Raw genomic sequence first — 21,195 nt, forward strand, 5'->3', positions numbered from 1 at the left:
AATAACGATTTTCTGATATTGCTTTGTGGGTGTTCCTTTGGCAGCACAGGGTAGGGCTGGCAGAGGGTTTGTGACATGGCACTGGATAACGCGGGCGGCAAGGGGGTCTGGAAGTCGGGCCGGGGCAAGGGGCGTCATATGCCCAAGGGCCGTCAATTCGAGGATCAGGCGCTGGAAGAGGTGCAAGCGCTGTTGGGCGCATCGCCGCGCCGACGCGATCTGCTGATCGAGTTTCTGCATTTGATTCAGGACGCATATGGTCATCTTTCAGCGCGTCATCTGCGCGCTCTCGCTCATGAGATGCGCCTGTCGATGGCGGAAATCTGGGAAGTGGCAAGTTTCTATGCCCATTTCGATCTGGTCAAGGAAGGTGAGGTGCCGCCACCTGCATTGACGATCAGGGTGTGCGAGTCGCTTTCATGCGAACTGGCCGGGTCCGAGGCGCTGTTTGATGCGCTGGAGTCGGGCATGGACCCCGCTCAGGTGCGGGTTTTGCGTGCCCCTTGCATGGGGCGCTGTGATACAGCGCCTGTTCTGGAATTGGGACATAACCATATCGATCACGCAACGCCTGAAAAGGTTGAAGCTGCAATTCAGGCCGGTGCGACCCATGCCCATATCCCGCCCTATCAGTCATTGGAGGCCTATCGCGCCGAGGGTGGCTATCAAGTGCTGACCGAGCTGAGGTCTTCGGGAGACTGGGAGGCGGTGCAGGACAAGGTGCTTGCCTCTGGCCTGCGGGGGCTTGGCGGTGCGGGGTTCCCCTCGGGCAAGAAATGGGGATTTGTGCGGGCCAATCCCGGCCCGCGCTATCTGGCCGTAAACGGGGATGAAGGCGAGCCGGGCACGTTCAAAGACCGCTACTATCTGGAGCGCGTGCCACATCTGATGCTGGAAGGGATGCTGATCGCTGCCTGGGCGGTCGAGGCTGCGCGCTGCTACATCTATATGCGTGACGAATACCCTGCCGTTCTTGAAATACTGCGCCGCGAGATCGCCGCATTGGAGAGCGCAGGGATTGTTGAGCCGAACTATATTGAACTGCGGCGCGGTGCAGGCGCGTATATCTGCGGCGAGGAATCCGCCATGATCGAATCGATCGAGGGCAAGCGCGGCTTGCCGCGGCATCGCCCGCCCTATGTGGCGCAGGTGGGGTTGTTTGATCGGCCCACATTGGTCCATAACATCGAGACCCTGCATTGGGTGGCGCGGGTGTGCCGTGAAGGGCCGGAGATACTGAGCGCGGTCGAAAAAAATGGCCGCAAGGGGCTGCGCAGCTACTCTGTTTCCGGGCGCGTTGCGACGCCGGGTGTTTACCTTTTGCCTGCCGGGTCAACTATCCGCGATGTGATCGACGCTGCGGGTGGCATGGCGCAGGGCCACAACCTCAAGGCCTATCAGCCGGGGGGGCCGTCATCTGGTCTGCTGCCTGCGAGCATGGATGACATACCGCTGGATTTTGACACGTTGCAGCCACATGGCACATTCATCGGGTCTGCCGCTGTCGTGGTCTTGTCAGATCAAGACAACGCCCGCGATGCGGCGCTTAACATGCTGCGGTTTTTTGAGGATGAAAGCTGCGGACAATGCACACCGTGCCGCGCAGGCTGCGAAAAAGCGGTAAAGTTGATGCAGGCTGAACATTGGGACCAGCCGCTGCTGGAGGAACTGTGCACGGTGATGCAGGATGCCTCGATCTGCGGGTTGGGGCAGGCGGCCCCAAACCCGATCCGGCTGGTCATGAAACATTTTGCAGATGAGGTCTGAGCCATGAGCCGCACAGTTACATTCACGCTCGACGGTCGCGAAGTCACTGCCGAGGCAGGGCAGACGATCTGGGAAATTGCCAATGGGCGCGGGCTGGTCATTCCGCATCTGTGCCACAAGCCTGCACCCGGATACCGCCCTGATGGCAACTGCCGTGCCTGCATGGTCGAGATTGAGGGCGAGCGTGTTCTGGCAGCAAGCTGCATTCGTGAGCCCGCTGAGGGAATGGTGGTCCATACCGACACGACCCGTGCGAAAACCGCCCGCAAGGCCGTGATCGAGTTGTTGCTGGCAGATCAGCCCGAGAAAGAGGTGGCCCATGACCGCGGCAGCCACTTGTGGGATATGGTAGAAGCAACTGGCGTCAGTGAAAGCCGCTACCCGACGCTGGAGGCAGAGCGCATTCCGCTGCTGGATGACAGCCATGTGGCCATGCGCGTCAATCTGGATGCTTGTATCCAATGCGGGCTTTGCGTGCGCGCCTGCCGTGAGGTGCAGGTCAATGATGTGATCGGCATGGCCGGGCGCGGGCATGATGCCTATCCGGTGTTCGATTTCGACGATCCGATGGGCGAGAGTTCCTGTGTCGCATGTGGCGAATGCGTGCAGGCCTGCCCGACCGGCGCATTGATGCCCGCGACCATGCTGGACGATGCACAGACGGGCGACAGCACCAATTTCGACCGTGAGGTGAAATCCGTCTGCCCCTTCTGCGGGGTGGGCTGTCAGGTCAGCCTGAAAGTCAAGGATGACAAGGTTGTCTATGTCGAGGGGATCAACGGCCCCGCCAATGAAGGACGCCTTTGCGTCAAGGGCCGCTTCGGGTTTGACTATATTCACCACCCCCACCGCCTGAGCGTGCCGCTGATCCGGCGTGAGGGCGCGCCAAAGGGCTTGAATGTGGACCCCGGCAATTGGCAAGAAGTATTCCGAGAGGTCACTTGGGATGAGGCACTAGACGCCGCTGCCAAGGGCCTTGGGGGGCTGCGCGATACGCATGGCGGGTCCAGCGTGGCGGGCTTTGGCAGTGCCAAATGCACCAATGAAGAAGCCTATCTGTTCCAGCGCCTGATCCGGGAAGGTTTTGGCCATAACAATGTCGATCACTGCACGCGGCTGTGTCATGCGTCATCCGTGGCTGCGCTGATGGAGAATGTCGGCTCTGGCGCTGTGACTGCGACGTTCAATGAAATCGAGAATGCCGATGTGGCAATCGTGATCGGGGCCAACCCGATCGAGAACCACCCGGTTGCCGCGACTTATTTCAAGCAATTCACCAAGCGCGGCGGCAAGCTGATCGTGATGGACCCGCGCGGTCAGGCGCTGAAGCGCTTCGCCACCCATATGCTGCAATTCAAACCCGGTGCCGATGTCTCCATGCTCAATGCAATCATGCATGTGATCGTGGAGGAGGGGCTGTTCGATACCCAATATATTCAGGCCATGACCGAGAATTGGGATGCGATGCGCAGCCATCTGGCTGATTTCACGCCCGAGAAAATGGCGCCGATCTGCGGCATAGACGCCGATGTGTTGCGCGCGGTCGCACGCGAATTCGCCGGGGCGAAGGCAGGCATGATCTTCTGGGGTATGGGGGTCAGCCAGCATATTCATGGCACCGACAATTCCCGCTGTCTGATCTCGCTTGCGCTGATGTGCGGGCAGGTGGGACGACCGGGCGCGGGGCTGCATCCGCTGCGGGGGCAAAACAACGTTCAGGGCGCATCCGACGCCGGGCTGATCCCGATGTTCCTGCCAGATTATCAGAGCGTTATGGATGACTCCCTGCACGGCAAGTTCAGCGCCTTGTGGGATGGGGCCAAATTCTCGTCCGAAAAGGGGCTTACCGTCACCGAGATCCTGGATGCCGTGCATGATGGTCTTATCAAGGGCATGTATATTCTGGGCGAAAACCCGGCAATGTCCGACCCGGATGTGACCCATGCGCGCGAAGCTTTGGCGAAGCTCGATCATCTTGTAGTGCAGGATATCTTCCTGACTGAGACCGCCAATTATGCAGATGTGATTTTGCCTGCGGCCGCTTTCTACGAGAAATCCGGCACCGTGACCAATACCAATCGGCAGGTTCAGATGGGCCGCCCTGCCGTGCCGCCACCGGGACAGGCGCGCGAAGATTGGGCCATCACGGTGGAACTGGCGCGGCGCTTGGGGTTGGATTGGGGCTTCACGCACCCATCGCAGGTCTTTGCCGAGATGAAGCAGGGTATGAAGAGCCTCGATAACATCAGCTGGACGCGGTTGGAGGCGGAAGGTGCGGTCACCTACCCCTCGCTTTCTCCAGAAGATCCCGGCCAGCCCATTGTCTTCGCCGATGCGTTCCCGCGCGCCGGTGGCCGAGCCAAATTCACACCCGCCAGTGTCATTGCGCCCGATGAACTGCCCGATGCCGAATATCCAATGGTGCTGACAACCGGGCGCCAGTTGGAGCATTGGCACACGGGCGCGATGACGCGGCGCTCGAAAGTGCTGGATGCCGTGGAGCCAGAGGCGAATTGCTCGCTGCACCCCTCCACGTTGCGGCGTCTTGGCGTAGAGCCGGGGGGGCTGGTGCGCCTGTCAACACGGCGCGGGGCGGTCACGGTGATGGCGCGCGCAGATCGCGCGGTCAGCCCGGATATGGTTTTCCTGCCCTTTGCCTTTGTCGAGGCGGCGGCGAATATCCTGACCAATCCTGCGCTCGACCCTTATGGCAAGATCCCGGAGTTCAAATTCGCAGCAGTGCGGGTCGATGCCGTCGATGAAACTGTGGCGGCAGAGTAACCCCAACCTGCATTTTCTTGCCATAAATACTCTGGGGAGTCGCGGCTTGCCGCGACGGGGCGAAGCCCCAGACCACAGAAACCATAAAGAAAAAGGGGCGCAGTGATGCGCCCCTGTCTGGTTATGCTGACCGACGCTGGCCGTCGCGGCCACCGGACTTGGCTGGCCCTTGCCGCTTGCCAAAGCTTTTCTGCCGCGGCTTGCGGGCGTGCCCGTCGCTGTCACCATGACGGGCCGGACGTTGGCCGCCGCCATTGCGCTTGCGCGCGGCTGTGCGGGCCGGGCCTGCAAGCTCGTCTGACCAAGGCGCGCCGCCTGCAACGGCCAGTGTGATTTTCATCAGCCGCTCAATCGCGCGCAGATCGCCCATTTCCGCAGGTGCACAAAATGCAAGCGCGCGACCGGATGCCCCGGCCCGCGCCGTGCGGCCGATGCGGTGCACGTAGTTTTCGGGCACTTCGGGCAGATCGAAGTTATAGACATGGCGCATGTCTGGAATATCGATCCCGCGTGCGGCCACATCGGTTGCAACCAGCACCTTGATCTTGCCTTCACGGAAGCCCTGCAAGGTCCGCTCGCGCTGGCCCTGTGACTTGTTGCCGTGGATAGAGCCTGCGGGAATGCCCCAGCCATTGAGCAGTTTCATAAGCTTCTCGGCCCCGTGTTTGGTGCGCGAAAAGACCAGCGCCAGATCATCTGGGTGCTGTTTGAGATAGCCTTCAAGAACGCGGGCCTTGTCGCCTTGCGGCACGAAATGCACCGACTGGTCGATCTTGTCTGCCGGTTTTCCGGGTGCTGCGACCTGAATGCGTTCGGGCCGGTCCAGATAAGCATCAGCAATCTCGTTCATCTGCTTGTTCATCGTTGCCGAGAACATCAGTGTCTGGCGTTCTTTCGGCAGCAAGGCTGCAATCTTGCGCAGCGCATGGATAAAGCCAAGATCCAGCATCTGGTCGGCTTCGTCCAGAACCAGCATCTGTGTGGCATTCAGCGACAAGGCGCGCCGGTCCAGCAGGTCCAGCAAGCGGCCCGGTGTGGCAACCAGAATATCACAGCCCTTGGCCAGTTTCTGGATTTGGGGGCCAATGCCCGCGCCACCGACAACGCGCTGCACTTTCAGCGGTGTTTTCTGGGCAAAACTGTTCAGTGTTTCGGCGATCTGGTTCACCAGTTCGCGCGTTGGCGCAAGGATCAGCGCCTGTGTGGTTTTGGGTTCAGGGCGGCCAGCGCCAAGCAGGGCATGCATGACAGGCAGGCCAAAAGCCAGCGTCTTGCCCGTGCCGGTCTGCGCAAGCCCTAGCAGGTCACGGCCCTGCATGATCACCGGGATCGCGCGGGCCTGAATCGGGGTGGGGGTGCCAAAACCTTGGGCTTCAAGGCCCGTCATCAGCACCGGGCGCAGCCCGAACATGGTAAAATCAGTCAAAATCTGTCCTCTCACGGCCCGTTCACACAGGCGCAATGCCCCTGATTGCTCAGGGGCGGGTTTGGGGGCGCATGATCTATGCGCCGCCCCCCACGCGTGATGTCGGGAAGCTGTGGTCGGGCCTCATGCCCTGGCTGCAACACGAATTCAAGCTCACGCGGCAAGTTGCAGATGTCGTGCAGATGGGGGGGATTTGCCCGAAAGTCAAGATTTTAATGCGGATCGGGCTGGCGTGCGGCAAGGGCCAATGCGCCAGCAACTGCGCACATTGCGATCGGGAACATGGTGAAAACACCAAAGCCGAAGGTGAAATACATCCCCGCGGATGAGATCAGCAACAACACCCCCGCCGCCAGATTGGCTGAGCGCGCCATTGCAGCCCCGGCAATCGCAAGGATCGGGGCAAGCAGGCTCATGGTGCGGATCAAGCCCATATTCGCCACGCCCCCGGTGAAATCCTCTAGTTCTGGGTATCGAATCAGCAAGTCTGTATAGCCGAAGCTGAAAAACCCCACCAGCATTCCCCATAGCCCGCCAATTAGTCCCAATGTCAGGGCTGCGTTGCGCATCTTCTCGGCATCCTTCCTGCTCATGCGCAAATCTGCGCCATGACCCGTAGTTATATCCAAAACTCTTGCGTTTTAACCCGTCTATGGCAAAATTCGGCGTGGGATGACAGACTTTCCAAGACGCCTCTGTTTTCGCAGCCGGCCAAGGAAGAGCTGGCTGAACGATCTCGGGGCAATTTCGCCTCGGGAAGCGACAACGAGGAGACGACCCATGCCGACAGGCACAGTGAAATGGTTCAATACATCCAAAGGCTACGGATTCATCGCGCCCGATGATGGAGGGAAGGATGTCTTTGTCCATATTTCCGCAGTCGAACGCGCGGGCCTGACAGGATTGGCAGACGATCAGAAGATTGCATATGAATTGCGGGCAGGCCGCGATGGTCGGGAATCTGCCAGCGATTTGCAATTGCTCTAGGGGGCGGTTGCGTCGAAGACGACGTGGTCAGCCAAGCCCCAGTGCGGTTTGCACATCAGCTTTCCAGCCCAGATAAAGTTTGTCATCGGCGCGAATGACAGGACGCTTCATCAAAGCCGGGTGTTGCGCAATCAAGCTGTCCGGTGTTTGTGTTCTGGCCGCTTCATCCAGCCCGCGCCAGGTGGTCGAGGCGCGATTGACCAGCGCATCCCCGAACGCGGCCAGAAATTCCGCGCGTTCGCTTGCGTCAAGCGGTTCTGCACGGATGTCGCGGAATTCTGCGTCTGATAGGGCTTTCATCGCCTTTCGGCAGGTGTCGCAAGTTTTGATGCCATAAATGGTGATGGTCATGGTCAGCACTCCTGAATTTGGGGCAAGACTATCGCAGCCTGTGAGGCGATGCCACCAGCAAACCGGATGTTGTCCATCAGCACTTCCGGCCCCCGCAAAAAGCCGCTAAGGCGCGACGCATGGCCAAATTGTATTTCCATTATTCGACCATGAATGCGGGCAAATCGACCGTGCTGTTGCAGGCGGCCCATAATTACCGCGAACGCGGCATGCAGCCAATATTGTTGACGGCAGCGCTTGATGATCGTGCAGGGCCATCTCGAATAGCCTCGCGTATCGGGATCTGCGCGCCCGCGCAGACATTCACACCGCAAACCGACATGTTCGCCTGCCTCGAGGGCGCGCGGCAGCAAGGGCCTGTGCATTGCGTATTCATTGATGAGGCGCAGTTTCTGACCGAAGCGCAGGTCTGGCAACTCGCGCGTGCCGTGGATGATCTGCACCTGCCGGTCATGTGCTATGGTCTGCGCGTCGATTTTCGTGGCCAGCTTTTCCCCGGATCGGCTGTGTTGCTGGCATTGGCGGATGAGATGCGCGAAGTGCGCACCATCTGCCATTGCGGCAAAAAGGCCACGATGGTTGTCCGCATGGGGCCGGATGGCGTGGCGCTGCAAGAAGGCGCACAGGTGCAGATCGGGGGGAATGAGACTTATGTTTCACTCTGTCGGCGGCATTGGCGCGCGGCCATGGAGCGCCAGCCAGATCAGGACTGACTGGCGTCAAAGAGGCGGATCGTTTCATGAAGGAACGCGTTTCGGATTTCGGGCCGTTCCATCAGCAATTCATGCAGGGCACCGTCATAGATGTCCAGCCGCCCATCAGGCCATTGTGCCATGCGTGCCTCTATCGCCTGTGCTGAGACAAGCATTTCACGCGTCCCAAGCCCACAAAACGCCGGAAGATCGGGCGATGGGGTGTTATCGAGAGCGGCCAGTTCTGAAAGGGCGGCCGCCAACCAGCGCAGGCTGGGCGCGCCAAGGCGCAGGTCAGGCTGCAATGCGACCTGTGTCTGTATCCAGCCGTATGTTTCAGCGTCGCCGGTCAGTTCATTATTGTCAAACGGGTTTTCCCAAAGGCGGAATTCAATTCCAGCCCCCGGAATTTCGCGCAGGTCCAGACGTGTCAGCCGCAAGGCAGAACGAAGCGCATTGATCGCGCGTGTTGTTGTGCCGTTCAGCGGCAAGCCCCACATGGGCGCACTGAAACTGACAGCCCGCGCGGGAAAGCCATTGATCAGCGCGCGCAGGGCAATACAACCGCCCATCGAATGCGCCAGTACGAAGCGCGGCGCGCTTGGCGCGTGGTTGTCCAATATGGCCTGAAAGGCCGCAACATCTTGCTGATATAGCGAAAAATCTGCCACATCACCCAGCAGGGGCGTTGCTTGCAAGCGGTCTGAAAGGCCCTGACCACGCCAGTCTATCGCGGCCGCGCCATAACCTGCCTTGGCCAGATCCGCGACAACGCGCCCGTATTTTTCGATAACTTCCGTGCGGCCGGGGAAAATGGCGACTATGCCCTTTGGCCCTGTTGGCCAAAGGGCAAGACGCAAGCGCGTGCCGTCCTGTGCCTTTTGCCAGATCACCCGCTCTGGGGGCGGTGCATCTGCGATTTCGGCAAAGAAGGGCGCGGGATCGTGCATCAACTCAGTGCTGCGCCCAGCTTCATGGCCATTCCCATGTCGCCCTCGACCTTTAGCTTGCCGGACATGAAGGCCATTGTCGGGTTCACATCGCCCTCGATGATGCCCTGAAATGTTTCGGCACTTGCGATCATTGTCACATCTGCCGCGTCATCGCCTGCGCGCACGCCAGAGTCGTCCACCATGATGGTGCCTTCGCCCTCAATCTCGAATTTTGCGGTTCCGTCAAACCCGTCTGACAGGCGTTTGCTTAGCGCGGTGATGGCGTGGGTGATGATGTCGCTCATGGTCTGCTCCGTTTTGTGATGACACGCTTCTGGATTCGCGCATGAAATACGCTACACTTGAGTTATGACCATGCGCATCGCCTTTCTCAATCCTGTCGTTGCGGCATTTGCCGGGTTTTTGATGCTTGCGCCCGCACAGGCCAGCGACCTGCACCTCTCGGATGAAGAGGCCAGCCTGCTGGAGCAACTGCGCGATCCGCAACAAGAAGCCTGGCAGCGTATTGAACGGCAATTGACCCGTCATTGGTCACGCTCGGGGTCTGCCAGCGCGGATTTACTCTTGCAGCGCGGGCGTGACGCAATGCGGCGCGGCAATAGTTCTGTCGCGATTGAACATTTCTCAGCCTTGATAGACCACGCGCCCGACTTTGCAGAAGGGTATCATGCCCGTGCAACCGCGTGGTTCATGGATGGAAAGCTTGGGCGCGCGCTGTCTGATCTGCAAGAAGCGCTAGTCCGAAACCCGAATCATTTCAGTGCGTTGACGGGGCTTGGGCGGATTTTCGAGGATTTGTCCGACTTTGACCGCGCGCGCAAAGCCTATCTTGCAGCCGAAGCTATACACCCGCATCGCAATGACGTAAAAGCCGCCCTAGAACGGCTGGAGCAGCGTTTGGGTGGCGTCACACTCTAAGTGCGCCGGGTGTAAGTTTTAGGGGGTAGGGCAGATGAATATGCGTGCGCAGTCCAGGGCTGTTGCCGTGCTCGGTCCCACGAATACTGGCAAGACACATTATGCCATCGAGCGTATGCTGGCCTATCGCACTGGCGTCATTGGGTTGCCGCTGCGCCTGCTGGCACGCGAGGTTTATGACAAAATCCGCGCGCTGCGTGGGCCGGATTGCGTGGCGCTGGTTACAGGGGAAGAACGGATCGTTCCCGACCGCACGCAATACTGGGTCTGCACGGTCGAGGCGATGCCGCTGGAGATTGGCGCGGATTTTGTTGCCATTGACGAAATCCAACTCTGCAATGACCCGGATCGCGGACATGTCTTTACAGATCGCCTGTTACACGCCCGCGGACTGCATGAAACGCTGTTCATGGGTTCTGACACAATGCGCAGTGCCATTGCGGCCCTTGTGCCGGGTGTGCAGTTTCAGCGCCGTGAACGCATGTCGCAGCTTAGCTATTCCGGCTCGAAGAAAATCAGCCGGATGCCTGCGCGCAGCGCGATTGTTGGTTTCAGTGTCGAAAACGTCTATGCGATTGCAGAACTTATCCGCCGCCAGAAGGGCGGCTGCGCTGTCGTGATGGGGGCGCTTTCACCCCGCACGCGCAACGCACAGGTTGAATTGTATCAGAATGGCGATGTCGATTACCTTGTGGCCACAGATGCCATCGGGATGGGCCTGAACCTCGATATCAAGCATGTGGCATTCTCGGCAACGCGCAAATTCGATGGCCGACGCATGCGTCCGCTTGGCCCTGACGAATTGGCCCAGATCGCGGGCAGGGCAGGGCGCTATCAGAATGATGGCAGCTTCGGCGTGACGGGAGAGGCGCGCCCCTTGCCAGATGAAGTGATCGAGGCCATCGAGACTCACCAATTCCTGCCTGTGCGCAAGCTGCATTGGCGAAATGCGCGGCTTGAATTCGGAACACCGGAACGGTTGATCGCCTCGCTGGAAACGCACACAAATAATGACTGGCTGACGCGTGCCCGCGATGCGGATGATGTTCTTGCACTGAAAACACTGGTTGAGCAGCCGGAAATCCGGGACCGCTTGCGCGATGCGCGCGACCTGCGTCTGTTGTGGGATGTCTGCCGCGTTCCTGACTTTCGTGGCATCTCGGCGGCGGAACATGCCAGCTTGCTAAGTCAGGTGTTCGAGTTCCTGCATATTGCGGGCCGGATTGATACGGATTGGCTGGCGCGCAACATCCAACGCATTGACCGAACGGATGGGGATATCGACGTCTTGTCCAAAAGGTTGGCTTATATCCGCACATGGACCTATATCGCGCAGCGCAAGGGCTGGATTGATGACGAAAAGCATTGGCGCGACGCGACGCGCGCTGTAGAAGACCGGTTGTCGGATGCGCTTCACGCGCGTTTGACACAAAGATTTGTTGACCGGCGCACCAGCGTCTTGCTGCGCCGGTTGAAGCAAAAGGAGAGCCTTGTGGCTGAGGTGAATGACAAAGGCGAAGTGACCGTCGAGGGCGAGTTGATCGGGCGACTGGAAGGTTTCCGCTTCCGGCAGGACCAGACTGCCAGCGCAGATGAGGCAAAAACCCTTCGGCAGGCCTCTTTGGCGGCATTGACGCCATTGTTCCACCTGCGTGCGGATAAATTCTACAATGCCGCCGATACCGAGTTCGACCTGACCGAACAGGGCGGGTTGATGTGGGGTGATTCGGCTGTGGGCAAGCTGATCCGTGGCGATGATGCGATGCGCCCGCAGGTTCATGCCTTTGTCGATGACGAAGCGGGCCATGATGTCGCCGAAAAGGTGCGCCGCAGATTGCAGCATTTTATTGACCGCAAGATTGCAGCCTTGTTCGAGCCGTTGATGAATATGTCACGTGACGAAGGCTTGAACGGTCTGGCGCGCGGGATTGCCTTTCAACTGGTCGAGGCAATGGGCGTGATCCCACGTGAACGCATTGCGTCAGACATAAAGGCACTGGATCAGGATGCGCGCGGCCTGCTGCGCAAGCATGGTGTGCGTTTTGGTCAGTATACAATATTCCTGCCTTTGCTTTTGAAACCTGCACCAACGCGGCTGCGACTGGTTCTGCGCTCGCTTGCAGATGGTCTGGATGAATTCCCCGAAAGCCCGCCGCCCGGTCTGGTGACCATTCCGCATTTGTCAGAAGTGCCTTCGGATCATTACATCATGGCGGGCTACCGCCCCTCGGGTGCGCGCGCGATCCGCATTGATATGCTGGAACGTCTGGCCGATCTCTTGCGCGCCTGTGACAGCCGGTCCGGGTTCGAGGCAACGCCGGATATGCTGTCGATTACTGGCACCACGCTGGAACAATTTGCGGATATGATGGAAGGGCTGGGTTACATGGCTGAACGCGGCGAACGCGCGAAGGCCAAGCCGGAGCAGCCCGCTGAGACGGCCACCCCAGAGGCCGCGCAATCACCTGTGCCACCCGTGCAGGATGAGGGGCCCGCGCCAGAGGCAGCCGAAACACCAGCAACTGCCGAAGGCGATGAAGAAAACCCGCCAGAGGTTTTCTACACCTTTACCTGGGCACCGCGCCCGCGCAGGGAACAGCGCCCCCAGAACCGGCCCCAAGACGCCCGTCCAAAGGGCGGCAAGCCGAAAGGCGCCAAGCCAAAGGGCAAGAAGCCAGAGAAGGCCAAGCGCGAGTATGCAGCGCAGTCGTCGCCGCGCAAGTCAGACCGGATCGACCCTGACAACCCGTTTGCTGCGGCCCTGATGGGGTTAAAGACAAAAGGCTGAACTGTTGACGGAACCGCGCCCGATCTTGAGGCTGGACAAATGGCTATGGCAGGCGCGGTTCGTCAAGTCGCGGGCGCTTGCGGCCAAACTGGTCGAAGGGGCCGGGGTGCGGGTGAATTCCAATCGCATTGCGAAACCCGCTTACAATGTGGGCGCTGGGGATGTTCTGACCTTTGCCCTTGGTGAACGTGTGGTCGTGCTGCGTATCCTTGCACTGGGCACGCGCCGCGGTCCTGCACCCGAAGCGCGCGGGCTCTATGAAGACCTGTCACCACCGCCCCCATCAAAAGACCTTTCGCGTCCGGTTCCGGTGGCAGGCGGCCGCCCGGACAAGCGCGCGCGCCGCCGTTTTGACGCAGGGCAGACAGATGCGCTTGATTGATCGAGGGGGCTGGATTATGTCCCCTCCGAACCCAATGCGTTCGCGCAGATACCCAGACAGAGGATGGCTTCATGACCTATGTGGTGATCGACAACTGTATCGCCTGTAAATACACCGACTGCGTTGAAGTCTGTCCGGTGGATTGCTTTTATGAAGGCGAAAACATGCTGGTGATCCATCCGGATGAATGCATCGACTGTGGTGTATGTGAACCCGAATGCCCGGCCGACGCGATCCGCCCGGATACCGAGCCGGAAATGGAACAATGGGTAGAGTTCAACCGGAAATACTCTGAAAAATGGCCGGTCATCATCACCAAGAAAGACCCGCTGCCCGAAGCGACAGAGCGGGATGGCGAGACGGATAAGCTGAACAAGTATTTCTCCGAGAACCCGGGCGAGGGCGGCTGACGTCACAGCGCTGATCGCGGCAGTGTGTTACAGAACTCTTACCAAAGTGCTTTGTTTTTTGGCAGTTTTGTGATATAGAATCAATCACAGTCAAATTCGTCTCGCATCGGCAGTTCTGCCAACTGCCGATTTTTTATCGCAAAAATCCCGTGTTTGCAGGAACCTTGGGGGGCCTGACAGCGTTTTTTTGCAGTAGTGGGGCCTAGTGGGGAAGATCTGAATGTCGAAAGCGAAGAAATCCGAGTTTCGTCCGAACGAATATGTTGTTTATCCTGCTCATGGTGTCGGGCAGATCGTCTCCATAGAGGAGCAGGAAATCGCCGGGCTGAAGCTGGAACTTTTCGTCATTTCTTTTGAAAAAGAGAAGATGACCTTGCGTGTGCCCACAAACAAGGCAGTCACCGTTGGAATGCGGTCTTTGTCCTCACCCGAACTGGTGGACAAGGCGCTTGCCACGTTGAAAGGCAAAGCGCGGGTCAAGCGGGCCATGTGGTCGCGCCGCGCGCAGGAGTATGAGCAGAAAATCAACTCCGGCGATCTGATGGCCATCGCAGAAGTTGTTCGTGATTTGCACCGCAGTGACGATCAGCGCGAGCAGTCTTACTCCGAGCGGCAGCTTTACGAAGCGGCGCTTGAGCGGTTGACCCGTGAAGTTGCAGCCGTTGTTGGCGGTGACGAAGCGATTGCACAGAAGCAGGTCAATGATATGCTGATCTCGCGCGCGGCCTGAGCCTATTGCATAACCTGATTTGAAACGCCCGCAAATGCGGGCGTTTTCATGTTTGATGCCAATGCAGGGGGCTTGCCTGTCCCTATGGCACTGGTCTAAGACATCGCGCAACGCATGTACCAACCTTGGAGGATTTCATGGCAGGCCATTCCAAATGGGCCAATATTCAGCATCGCAAGGGCCGTCAGGACGCGGTGCGCGCGAAGCTTTTCTCTAAGCTGTCCAAGGAAATTACTGTTGCAGCCAAGATGGGCGACCCGGATCCTGACAAGAACCCGCGTCTGCGTCTGGCGGTGAAAGAGGCCAAGGCCGTCTCGATGCCCAAAGACAATATCGAACGCGCGATCAAGAAGTCTCAGGGCGGGGATGCCGAGAATTACGATGAAATCCGCTATGAAGGTTACGGCCCTGGCGGCGTTGCGGTGATTGTGGAGGCGATGACTGACAATCGCAATCGTACTGCATCCAATGTGCGTTCAACCTTTTCCAAGAACGGCGGCAACCTTGGTGAAACGGGGTCTGTCGCGTTCATGTTCGACCGGAAAGGGCAGGTGGTCTATCCGCTTGCTGCTGGCGATGCAGATACGATCATGCTTGCGGCAATTGATGCTGGTGCTGAAGATGTCGAAACCGGTGACGAAGAACATGTGATCTGGTGCGCAGATACCGATCTGGCAGCCGTGTCATCGGCACTGGAAGAGGCCTTGGGCGAAGCAACCAGCACCAGACTTGTCTGGAAACCACAAACCACGACAGAGCTGGACCTTGACGGTGCACGATCGCTGATGAAGCTGATTGACGCATTGGAAGATGATGACGACGTCCAGAATGTAACGGCGAATTTCGAGATTTCAGACGAGGTGATGGCCGAGCTTTGATGCAGCTTATTGCGTTGCAAGCTCGCGCCGTGCCTGTCGGCGCAACATGGCCTCTCTCCAGGTGATGAACAACACCGAGGCCATGATCACGACCCCGCCAAGGACAACGAAATAGTCGACTCCCTCGCCAAAGACGACTGCGCCAAGGATCACTGCCCAGACCAATTGCAGGAAAGTGACAGGCTGGGTGACGGTTACAGGCGCGGCCGCAAAGGCGAGGGTCATGGAATAGTGGCCCGCAGTCGCAAAGGCCGCGACCCAGAACAGCCAGAACAACTGTGTTGCGGTTGGTGGGGTCCAGACTGCGAACGCAAACGGGGCCAGGCAAATCGTTACTGTGATCGACAGCATTCCGACAACAACTGCTGCATTGACCTGACCCGACATGCGTTTTGCCATCAGATAGGATGCGGCAAAAAGTATGGCAGTGCCGATCATGGCAATATGCCCCGGAGAGATTTCGCGCAGCCCCGGTCGCAAAATGATGAGTGCGCCAGCAAAGGCCACGAAAACTGCCATGATCCGGCGTGTGGCCAGTTTCTCGCCCAGAAACAGGGCTGCGCCCAACGTCACATAGATTGGAGAGAGGTAATTCATCGCAGTTACCTCTGCCAAAGAGATCTGCGTCATTGCGAAGAACCACAATATGACACCAAGCGCATGTAGAAATCCGCGTAGCCCAAAGAAAGCAAGGCTGCGCCGCGTGAAACTGACGGCCCGGAGCGAGGAGAGCATTGGCAATAAAAAGACAAGCCCCAGAAAGTAACGTAGAAATGCTGATTGTGCGGCGGGCATGTCATCGCCCAGATATTTCACTAGGGCCGTGACCGCGACAAAGCACAGCCCTGTCACAAACATCCAGAAAACGCCAACAAGCGGGCGGGGCTCTGCCTCGGTATTTATCATGTTCACTATTTTGCACGTCTCGTTGCGCGCGACAAGTGTGGCGAGACCACTTTGCAGCTATCTTGTCTGCGCGGGGGTTATGCGGCTTTGTCGGGTTCGCTCAATTGCGAATTTACGGCCTTGGTAAATTCGGCAAGTGAGAATGGCTTGCCCAGAAATGTTGCCTTGCTGATGCGCGCCTGTGCCGCAACGCGGCTATCTTCCGCGTAACCGGACATGAAGATGACGGGGGTTTCCGGGAACCTGTCGCGGATCTGGGCAACCCAGCTTGGCCCGTCCAGCCCTGGCATAATGACATCAGTCACAAAGCAATCCGGCCGGATTGCTTCGTCTTGCAAGATCTCCAGCGCGGCTTCGCCGCAATCCGCCTCGATGACCCGGTGACCTTGCAATTCAAGAGCGCGTGCCGCGAAAGAGCGTACCGGGGTTTCATCCTCGACCAGCAGGATCAGCGCGTGGCGCGTGTCAAGCGCGTTGCTCTGCACGCTATTGGTGCGCGGCGTGGTTGCTTCTGGCGCTTCGGGCTGTTGTGCCGCGAAATACAGGGTGAAATTCGTTCCGACCCCTTCTTCACTGTCGACAAAAATATAGCCGCCCGATTGCTTGACGATCCCGTAGACCGTGGACAATCCAAGGCCGGTACCTTCACCCACGCGTTTTGTGGTGAAGAACGGTTCAAATACCTTATCAACCAGCTCTTGCGGAATTCCGACACCATCATCGCTGATCTTGATCATCGTATAGGTGCCCGGCGGAACCCGAACATTGTCACGCGCCAGTCCTTTGGGGAAGGCACGTGTTTCTGTCTGAATACGGATCTCACCGCCAAGGGGAAGCGCGTCGCGTGCGTTCACAACAAGATTCATCAGAACCTGTTCAAACTGGCGCTTGTCAGAGCGGATGGGTGCGACATTCTTGCCGTGCCGCAAGGACAAGGTCACTTTCTCACCGACAAGACGATTCAGCAGGTGAATAACATCTTCCATCGTCTCTTGCAGATCAAGGGTGACGAATTTCAGGGTCTGTTGGCGGGACAATGCCAGCAATTGGCGCACAAGTGCCGCGGCGCGATTGGTATTTTGCTGAATTTGCATCAGATCGGGAAAATTCAGGTCGCTGCGATCATGGCGCAACAACAGCAGATCGCAATGCCCGGAAATGGCTGTCAGCAAATTGTTGAAATCATGCGCAACGCCGCCTGCCAACTGTCCAATGGCTTGCATTTTCTGGCTTTGGGTGAATTTCGCTTCCAGCGATTTCATTTCAGTGACATCGCTGAATACAACGACAAGAAAGCCTGCGTTTGCATGGGGCGGTGCGGTCAGTGTCACCTTCAGATAGGTTTTTGATAGTTCGGATTTCAAACACAAGACTTCGGTCGATCGCGCGATCCTGCCGGAGGCCACATCGGCAATCCATTCGGAAACTGGACGTCCAAGCCCTTCGAGGATCGCGCTTAACATGGGCAGTTGTTTATCCCGCAACTGTAATAAGCGCTTTGCTTCATCATTCACATAGATCAACTGACCGTCGATGCTTATCCGCGCCAGTCCGAGCGGCAGCATCTGTAATTGATGCGTGTCGTCGAAATGATCACTGCTTTTTGTTGGTTGCGTCATCTCTGTGGGCGAAAACAAAAGGACTGTTTCCGACTTGTCATCATGGGATTGCAGTCGCAGGGCCTGATATGTGGCGCCGCCATTGCCCAAAGTGACCGCGGTAATCTCGCCGATCGGCGGCGGCGCGCCATCGAAAAACTGAGCCAGAGACGTGCCCTTGGTCGGCAATATCGCGCGAAGACCAGCGCTGATCTGCTGAATTTCACCGTCCTCAGAGAACCGTACGTGTTCAAAGAGAGAATCTTCATGCGCCGCTGCATTCTTGTTCAGCTTGATGCGCCACAAAAACTGATCATCATCCAGTTTCTTGACATGGTAAGTTCTGCTCTCACCCTGAAGATCCAGGTGGTGTTCGGCATAGCCCCTTGCGGTGGCCACATCATGCAGGCGGGAGACAAACTGTTCCGGGTCGGCATGGAGGTTTGTAAATAAACTGCTGATATTCTGAGGCAGCGTTATATCAAAATTTTCAGTGGCTGCGGAATTGTACCAATGGATGCTCCCGCTGTCGTCATCGGTCAGGATACAGGCTGTCTCACTGTCTCCAAGAAGTTGTGTCAAACGAGTCAGGTCGCGGCGCTGATTTGCGGCCGCGATCAGTTTGCCTACCCATACCACCAAGGTCAGGATCAGGATGGCGGTTCCCGCCGTCAGAAAACTGAGGGCAGTTGCCGAAGGCCCCGAAGACAACCCGAAAATGCCAAGCACAACCCCGGCGAGTGCCAGGATCACCAATGATCCTCCGGGAAGTGCCGTGGCGGTCCGTGCCAGCTCGCGCCCCAGAAATTGCAAACCTGTAAAGCGCAAAGGCAACCTCAATATTATCTGCGAATGATGTTTTACTGGAGATCGGTTAAGTTCACGTTAACGTTAAAATCCAAGCCGCGGCGAACGCCTAGCAAAACCGCGTGTTTTTATCAAGCCGCACGCGCTTTCAACAGGGCCAGATAAAAACCGTCGCCGCCCTCCAGCGGGGTGAGTTGGCGCTCTTTCACAAGCTCAAACTCGGGGGCTCTGTCAAGAAAATTTGCAATCTGGAGTTGATTCTCTGATTTGAGCATTGAGCAGGTGACATAGGCCAGCCAACCATCAGGCCGAGTATGCAATCGTGCGTTGTCGAGGATTTGCATTTGCGCAAGGTGAAGTTGGTCCAGCGCGTTTCGCGTTAGCGACCATTTACCTGCCGGGCTGCGCCGCCAACTGCCCGAGCCAGAGCAGGGCACATCCGTCAAAACGAGGTCAAACTTGCCTTCCGGCTGCTCGCTCAGTGCGATCTTTGCACCTGCACGCGCGGCCCTGTTCGGCAAGTCCTGCATCCGTGCGGGATTCGCGTCATGTGCGGTGACTTTCGCGCCAAGTGCCGCGAGGGCCAGAGCCTTGCCGCCCCCGCCCGCGCAATAATCAAGCACGGTCTGATTTTGCACATCCGGCAGTTCCGAAATGACCGCCTGAGAGGCCGCGTCCTGCAATTCTACCAGACCATCCAGATAGGGCCGCGACCGCTGTATCGCGCGGGGGTTGTCAATGACCTCCAGCGCTGTTGGGGCAAGCAGATGGGGCAGCGCGCCAATCCCATCTTGCGCAAGCTGTGCGATGGCATGCTCGCGGCTGATACGCGCCAGATTGACGCGCAGAAAAACCGGCGCGCGTTGGCGCAGGCTTTCAAGAACAGGTGCCAAATCTGTGCCGAGACTGGTTTTCATATCCGGGGCCAGCCAATCAGGACAGTCCAACGCGACGAGTTCGGGCATGGGCGCAGGCGTATAGGTTGCCTCGAGCGGTGTGAGCGCCGACGGGGCATGCCGTTCGCCCGTGAAATATTGCGTTGGGTCCGCGCCGCGGGAACGCAAGGCCCCAAGAACCAGCCCTCTGCCGGTTTCAGCACCCCCCAGATGCGCATAAGAGCGTTTGCAGCGCAATGCGTCATATACGATGTCGCGGATCGCAGCCCTGTCTTTTGATCCGGCATAACGGCTGTTGCGGGCCCATCGGGTCAGGCATTGTTCGGCGGGCATTCCACTCAGAAACTGGTCCAGAATTTCGGCAGCGGCCTGAAAGCGGGCGGCAGGTGTCATAAAAGCCTCTCGGGTCGGGTTGTGTGTCTGTCCCTATCAGGCGCAGGTGTTGCAGGGAAGCCGCCTCGCCGCACAGGCGCCCACCCACCCGCCCATTGATGCAGGCCCCGCTGGGCCCTGCATCTCGCGCCTGTGCGGCGAGGCGGCGGTTTTTTCGGGTGGCGTGGGGGCAGGCTGAACAGGTTTGGGGCAGGGTGACCCGACCGTGATCATCCGTCTGGCGGGATCGAATAGGTCAGCGAGGCCCGGGCGACGGCGGCGTCATGTCCTTCGGCGAAAATCAGGCAATCGCCAACGGCCAGCACGCGCCCCAGTTTCAACAAGCGCGTCTCGCAGATCAGATCGACGCCTGAGGCTGGTTTGCGCATGAAATCAATCGCGCAATTGGTGGTCACGCTCAGGGCTTTGGGGCCGATCATGGCCATGATGGCAAGATAGACCGATACATCGGCCAGCGCGAACATGGCCGGACCTGAGACCGTTCCACCGGGCCGCAAGTGACGTTCATCGTTCAGCAGGCGTATCGTCGCGGTCATCGGGGCAACGTCGTCGATTGCAAACATCTGGGCGACTTGTTGAAATTCGTCTTCAAGGAACTGCGTCAGTGCTGCGCGGTCCATTTTCAGGGTTTTGGGTGTCACCTGTTCCTCCTCTTGGTGCGCGCTGCGGGCTTTTCCTGAACATGTTATCTGTCTACACTCGCATCAAAAGCAGAAGGGTGTGCGAGATGGAAGATGAAATTTTACGCTGTGACGTAACGGATGGTGTGGCGCGGCTGGAAATGAACCGGCCCAGAAAGCTGAATGCGCTATCCGATGCAATGCTTGCGGCGCTGAAGTCAAAGTTCAGTACCCTGGCCGACGACCGGAGCGTGCGGGTGATCATCCTCTCGGGCGCTGGCAAGGCGTTCTGCGCGGGCCATGACCTGAAAGAGATGCAGGCCGGGCGCGCCAGCGCAGACAAGGGGGCTGGCTATTTCGCGGATCTTTTTGCGCGCTGCACCGAAGTAATGCTGATGATCCCGGCGCTGCCGCAGCCTGTCATCGCTGAGGTGCATGGCATTGCCACTGCGGCGGGGTGTCAGCTCGTTGCCTCTTGTGACATGGCCGTTGCGGCTGAGGGGACGCGTTTTGGTGTGAACGGCGTGAATATCGGGTTGTTCTGTTCCACGCCCATGGTGGCCCTGTCGCGCAACATACCGCGCAAGGCAGCATTTGAGATGCTGACAACTGGCACCTTTATTGATGCAGAGCGCGCGCAAGCGCTGGGGCTGGTCAATCATGTTGTGCCCCATGCCGAGTTGCGCTCCCATACAGACCAACTTGCCAAGACAGTTGGTGCCAAGCTGTCATCGGCGGTGCGGATTGGCAAGCAGACATTCTACCGGCAAGCCGAGATGGATGTCGCGGATGCTTATGCCCATGCCGGGGCGGTCATGGTGGAAAACATGCTCTGGCGCGACACGGAAGAGGGGATTTCTGCCTTTCTGGACAAGCGCAAACCTGATTGGGCCGACTGATGCCCGCCGGAAC

20 protein-coding genes are annotated in these 21,195 nt (G+C 58.4%); 11 read left to right on the forward strand and 9 right to left on the reverse strand.

Annotation, left to right across the window (positions count from 1 at the left end; all coding sequences use genetic code 11):
* The first annotated feature begins 75 nt into the window (after positions 1 to 75).
* Complete coding sequence (locus tag EV660_RS10555; RefSeq protein WP_071480442.1) at positions 76 to 1,767, forward strand: NAD(P)H-dependent oxidoreductase subunit E; 1,692 nt, start codon at positions 76 to 78, stop codon at positions 1,765 to 1,767.
* A 3-nt stretch (positions 1,768 to 1,770) separates the two neighbouring features.
* Positions 1,771 to 4,548, forward strand: coding sequence for a formate dehydrogenase subunit alpha (fdhF, locus tag EV660_RS10560; protein WP_071480443.1), 2,778 nt, complete (start codon positions 1,771 to 1,773; stop codon positions 4,546 to 4,548).
* 121 nt (positions 4,549 to 4,669) lie between these two features.
* Here the strand turns inward: fdhF and EV660_RS10565 are convergent, their stop codons facing one another.
* Together EV660_RS10565 and EV660_RS10570 are read right to left on the reverse strand one after the other, a co-directional pair.
* A complete protein-coding gene (locus EV660_RS10565; protein ID WP_071480444.1) occupies positions 4,670 to 5,974 on the reverse strand; it encodes a DEAD/DEAH box helicase in 1,305 nt (434 codons plus the stop codon).
* Positions 5,975 to 6,186: 212 nt separating this feature from the next.
* Positions 6,187 to 6,543 carry a hypothetical protein gene (locus EV660_RS10570; protein ID WP_071482030.1) on the reverse strand — a complete coding sequence of 119 codons (357 nt, stop codon included), beginning with the start codon at positions 6,541 to 6,543 and terminating at the stop codon, positions 6,187 to 6,189.
* A gap of 211 nt (positions 6,544 to 6,754) precedes the next feature.
* On the opposite strand from EV660_RS10570, the gene EV660_RS10575 reads away from it, so the two are divergent.
* Complete coding sequence (locus EV660_RS10575) at positions 6,755 to 6,961, forward strand: cold-shock protein (protein WP_071480445.1); 207 nt, start codon at positions 6,755 to 6,757, stop codon at positions 6,959 to 6,961.
* 27 nt (positions 6,962 to 6,988) lie between these two features.
* Here EV660_RS10575 and EV660_RS10580 read toward each other — a convergent pair whose 3' ends face one another.
* Entirely contained in the window at positions 6,989 to 7,306 is a 318-nt protein-coding gene (locus tag EV660_RS10580) for an arsenate reductase family protein (protein WP_071482031.1), read from the reverse strand.
* 125 nt (positions 7,307 to 7,431) lie between these two features.
* Between EV660_RS10580 and EV660_RS10585 the strand changes: the two genes are divergently transcribed.
* Positions 7,432 to 8,025: a thymidine kinase gene (locus EV660_RS10585; RefSeq protein ID WP_071480446.1), complete on the forward strand. Its 594-nt coding sequence runs from the start codon at positions 7,432 to 7,434 to the stop codon at positions 8,023 to 8,025.
* On the opposite strand, the gene EV660_RS10590 is transcribed toward EV660_RS10585, so the two are convergent.
* Both EV660_RS10590 and EV660_RS10595 read right to left on the reverse strand, forming a co-directional pair.
* On the reverse strand, positions 8,016 to 8,954 hold the full coding sequence (locus tag EV660_RS10590) for an alpha/beta fold hydrolase (RefSeq protein ID WP_071480447.1): 939 nt from the start codon (positions 8,952 to 8,954) through the stop codon (positions 8,016 to 8,018). The genes EV660_RS10585 and EV660_RS10590 overlap by 10 nt on opposite strands.
* A complete protein-coding gene (locus EV660_RS10595; protein ID WP_071480448.1) occupies positions 8,954 to 9,241 on the reverse strand; it encodes an SCP2 sterol-binding domain-containing protein in 288 nt (95 codons plus the stop codon). Before EV660_RS10595 ends, EV660_RS10590 begins: the two co-directional genes overlap by 1 nt.
* A 64-nt stretch (positions 9,242 to 9,305) precedes the next feature.
* On the opposite strand from EV660_RS10595, the gene EV660_RS10600 reads away from it, so the two are divergent.
* From EV660_RS10600 to EV660_RS10625, 6 genes are all read left to right on the forward strand, one after another.
* Complete coding sequence (locus tag EV660_RS10600) at positions 9,306 to 9,875, forward strand: tetratricopeptide repeat protein (protein WP_071480449.1); 570 nt, start codon at positions 9,306 to 9,308, stop codon at positions 9,873 to 9,875.
* A gap of 40 nt (positions 9,876 to 9,915) precedes the next feature.
* Positions 9,916 to 12,663 carry a helicase-related protein gene (locus tag EV660_RS10605; RefSeq protein ID WP_071482032.1) on the forward strand — a complete coding sequence of 916 codons (2,748 nt, stop codon included), beginning with the start codon at positions 9,916 to 9,918 and terminating at the stop codon, positions 12,661 to 12,663.
* A 4-nt stretch (positions 12,664 to 12,667) separates the two neighbouring features.
* Positions 12,668 to 13,045, forward strand: coding sequence for an RNA-binding S4 domain-containing protein (locus tag EV660_RS10610; RefSeq protein WP_071480450.1), 378 nt, complete (start codon positions 12,668 to 12,670; stop codon positions 13,043 to 13,045).
* A gap of 71 nt (positions 13,046 to 13,116) precedes the next feature.
* Positions 13,117 to 13,455 (forward strand): ferredoxin FdxA, encoded by a 339-nt coding sequence (gene fdxA, locus EV660_RS10615; protein ID WP_071480451.1) that lies wholly within the window; start codon positions 13,117 to 13,119, stop codon positions 13,453 to 13,455.
* A gap of 220 nt (positions 13,456 to 13,675) precedes the next feature.
* A complete protein-coding gene (locus tag EV660_RS10620) occupies positions 13,676 to 14,185 on the forward strand; it encodes a CarD family transcriptional regulator (protein WP_071480452.1) in 510 nt (169 codons plus the stop codon).
* 137 nt (positions 14,186 to 14,322) lie between these two features.
* Positions 14,323 to 15,063, forward strand: a complete 741-nt coding sequence (locus tag EV660_RS10625; protein WP_071480453.1) for a YebC/PmpR family DNA-binding transcriptional regulator — start codon at positions 14,323 to 14,325, stop codon at positions 15,061 to 15,063.
* A gap of 6 nt (positions 15,064 to 15,069) precedes the next feature.
* On the opposite strand, the gene EV660_RS10630 is transcribed toward EV660_RS10625, so the two are convergent.
* The 4 genes from EV660_RS10630 to EV660_RS10645 form a co-directional block, all read right to left on the reverse strand.
* A complete protein-coding gene (locus EV660_RS10630) occupies positions 15,070 to 15,969 on the reverse strand; it encodes a DMT family transporter (RefSeq protein WP_071480454.1) in 900 nt (299 codons plus the stop codon).
* 77 nt (positions 15,970 to 16,046) lie between these two features.
* The gene (locus EV660_RS10635) at positions 16,047 to 18,320 is read right to left on the reverse strand and encodes an ATP-binding protein (protein WP_134013932.1); all 2,274 of its coding nucleotides are present in this window, start codon (positions 18,318 to 18,320) and stop codon (positions 16,047 to 16,049) included.
* A gap of 185 nt (positions 18,321 to 18,505) precedes the next feature.
* A complete protein-coding gene (locus EV660_RS10640; RefSeq protein ID WP_071480455.1) occupies positions 18,506 to 19,663 on the reverse strand; it encodes an RsmB/NOP family class I SAM-dependent RNA methyltransferase in 1,158 nt (385 codons plus the stop codon).
* Positions 19,664 to 19,872: 209 nt separating this feature from the next.
* Complete coding sequence (locus tag EV660_RS10645) at positions 19,873 to 20,283, reverse strand: PaaI family thioesterase (RefSeq protein ID WP_071480456.1); 411 nt, start codon at positions 20,281 to 20,283, stop codon at positions 19,873 to 19,875.
* Between the two features lie 107 nt (positions 20,284 to 20,390).
* Here EV660_RS10645 and EV660_RS10650 point away from each other — a divergent pair, with 107 nt between their 5' ends.
* The gene (locus EV660_RS10650; RefSeq protein ID WP_071480457.1) at positions 20,391 to 21,182 is read left to right on the forward strand and encodes an enoyl-CoA hydratase; all 792 of its coding nucleotides are present in this window, start codon (positions 20,391 to 20,393) and stop codon (positions 21,180 to 21,182) included.
* The last annotated feature ends 13 nt before the right edge of the window (positions 21,183 to 21,195 follow it).

The organism is Roseinatronobacter bogoriensis DSM 18756 (assembly GCF_004366635.1).
Taxonomy (GTDB): domain Bacteria; phylum Pseudomonadota; class Alphaproteobacteria; order Rhodobacterales; family Rhodobacteraceae; genus Roseinatronobacter; species Roseinatronobacter bogoriensis.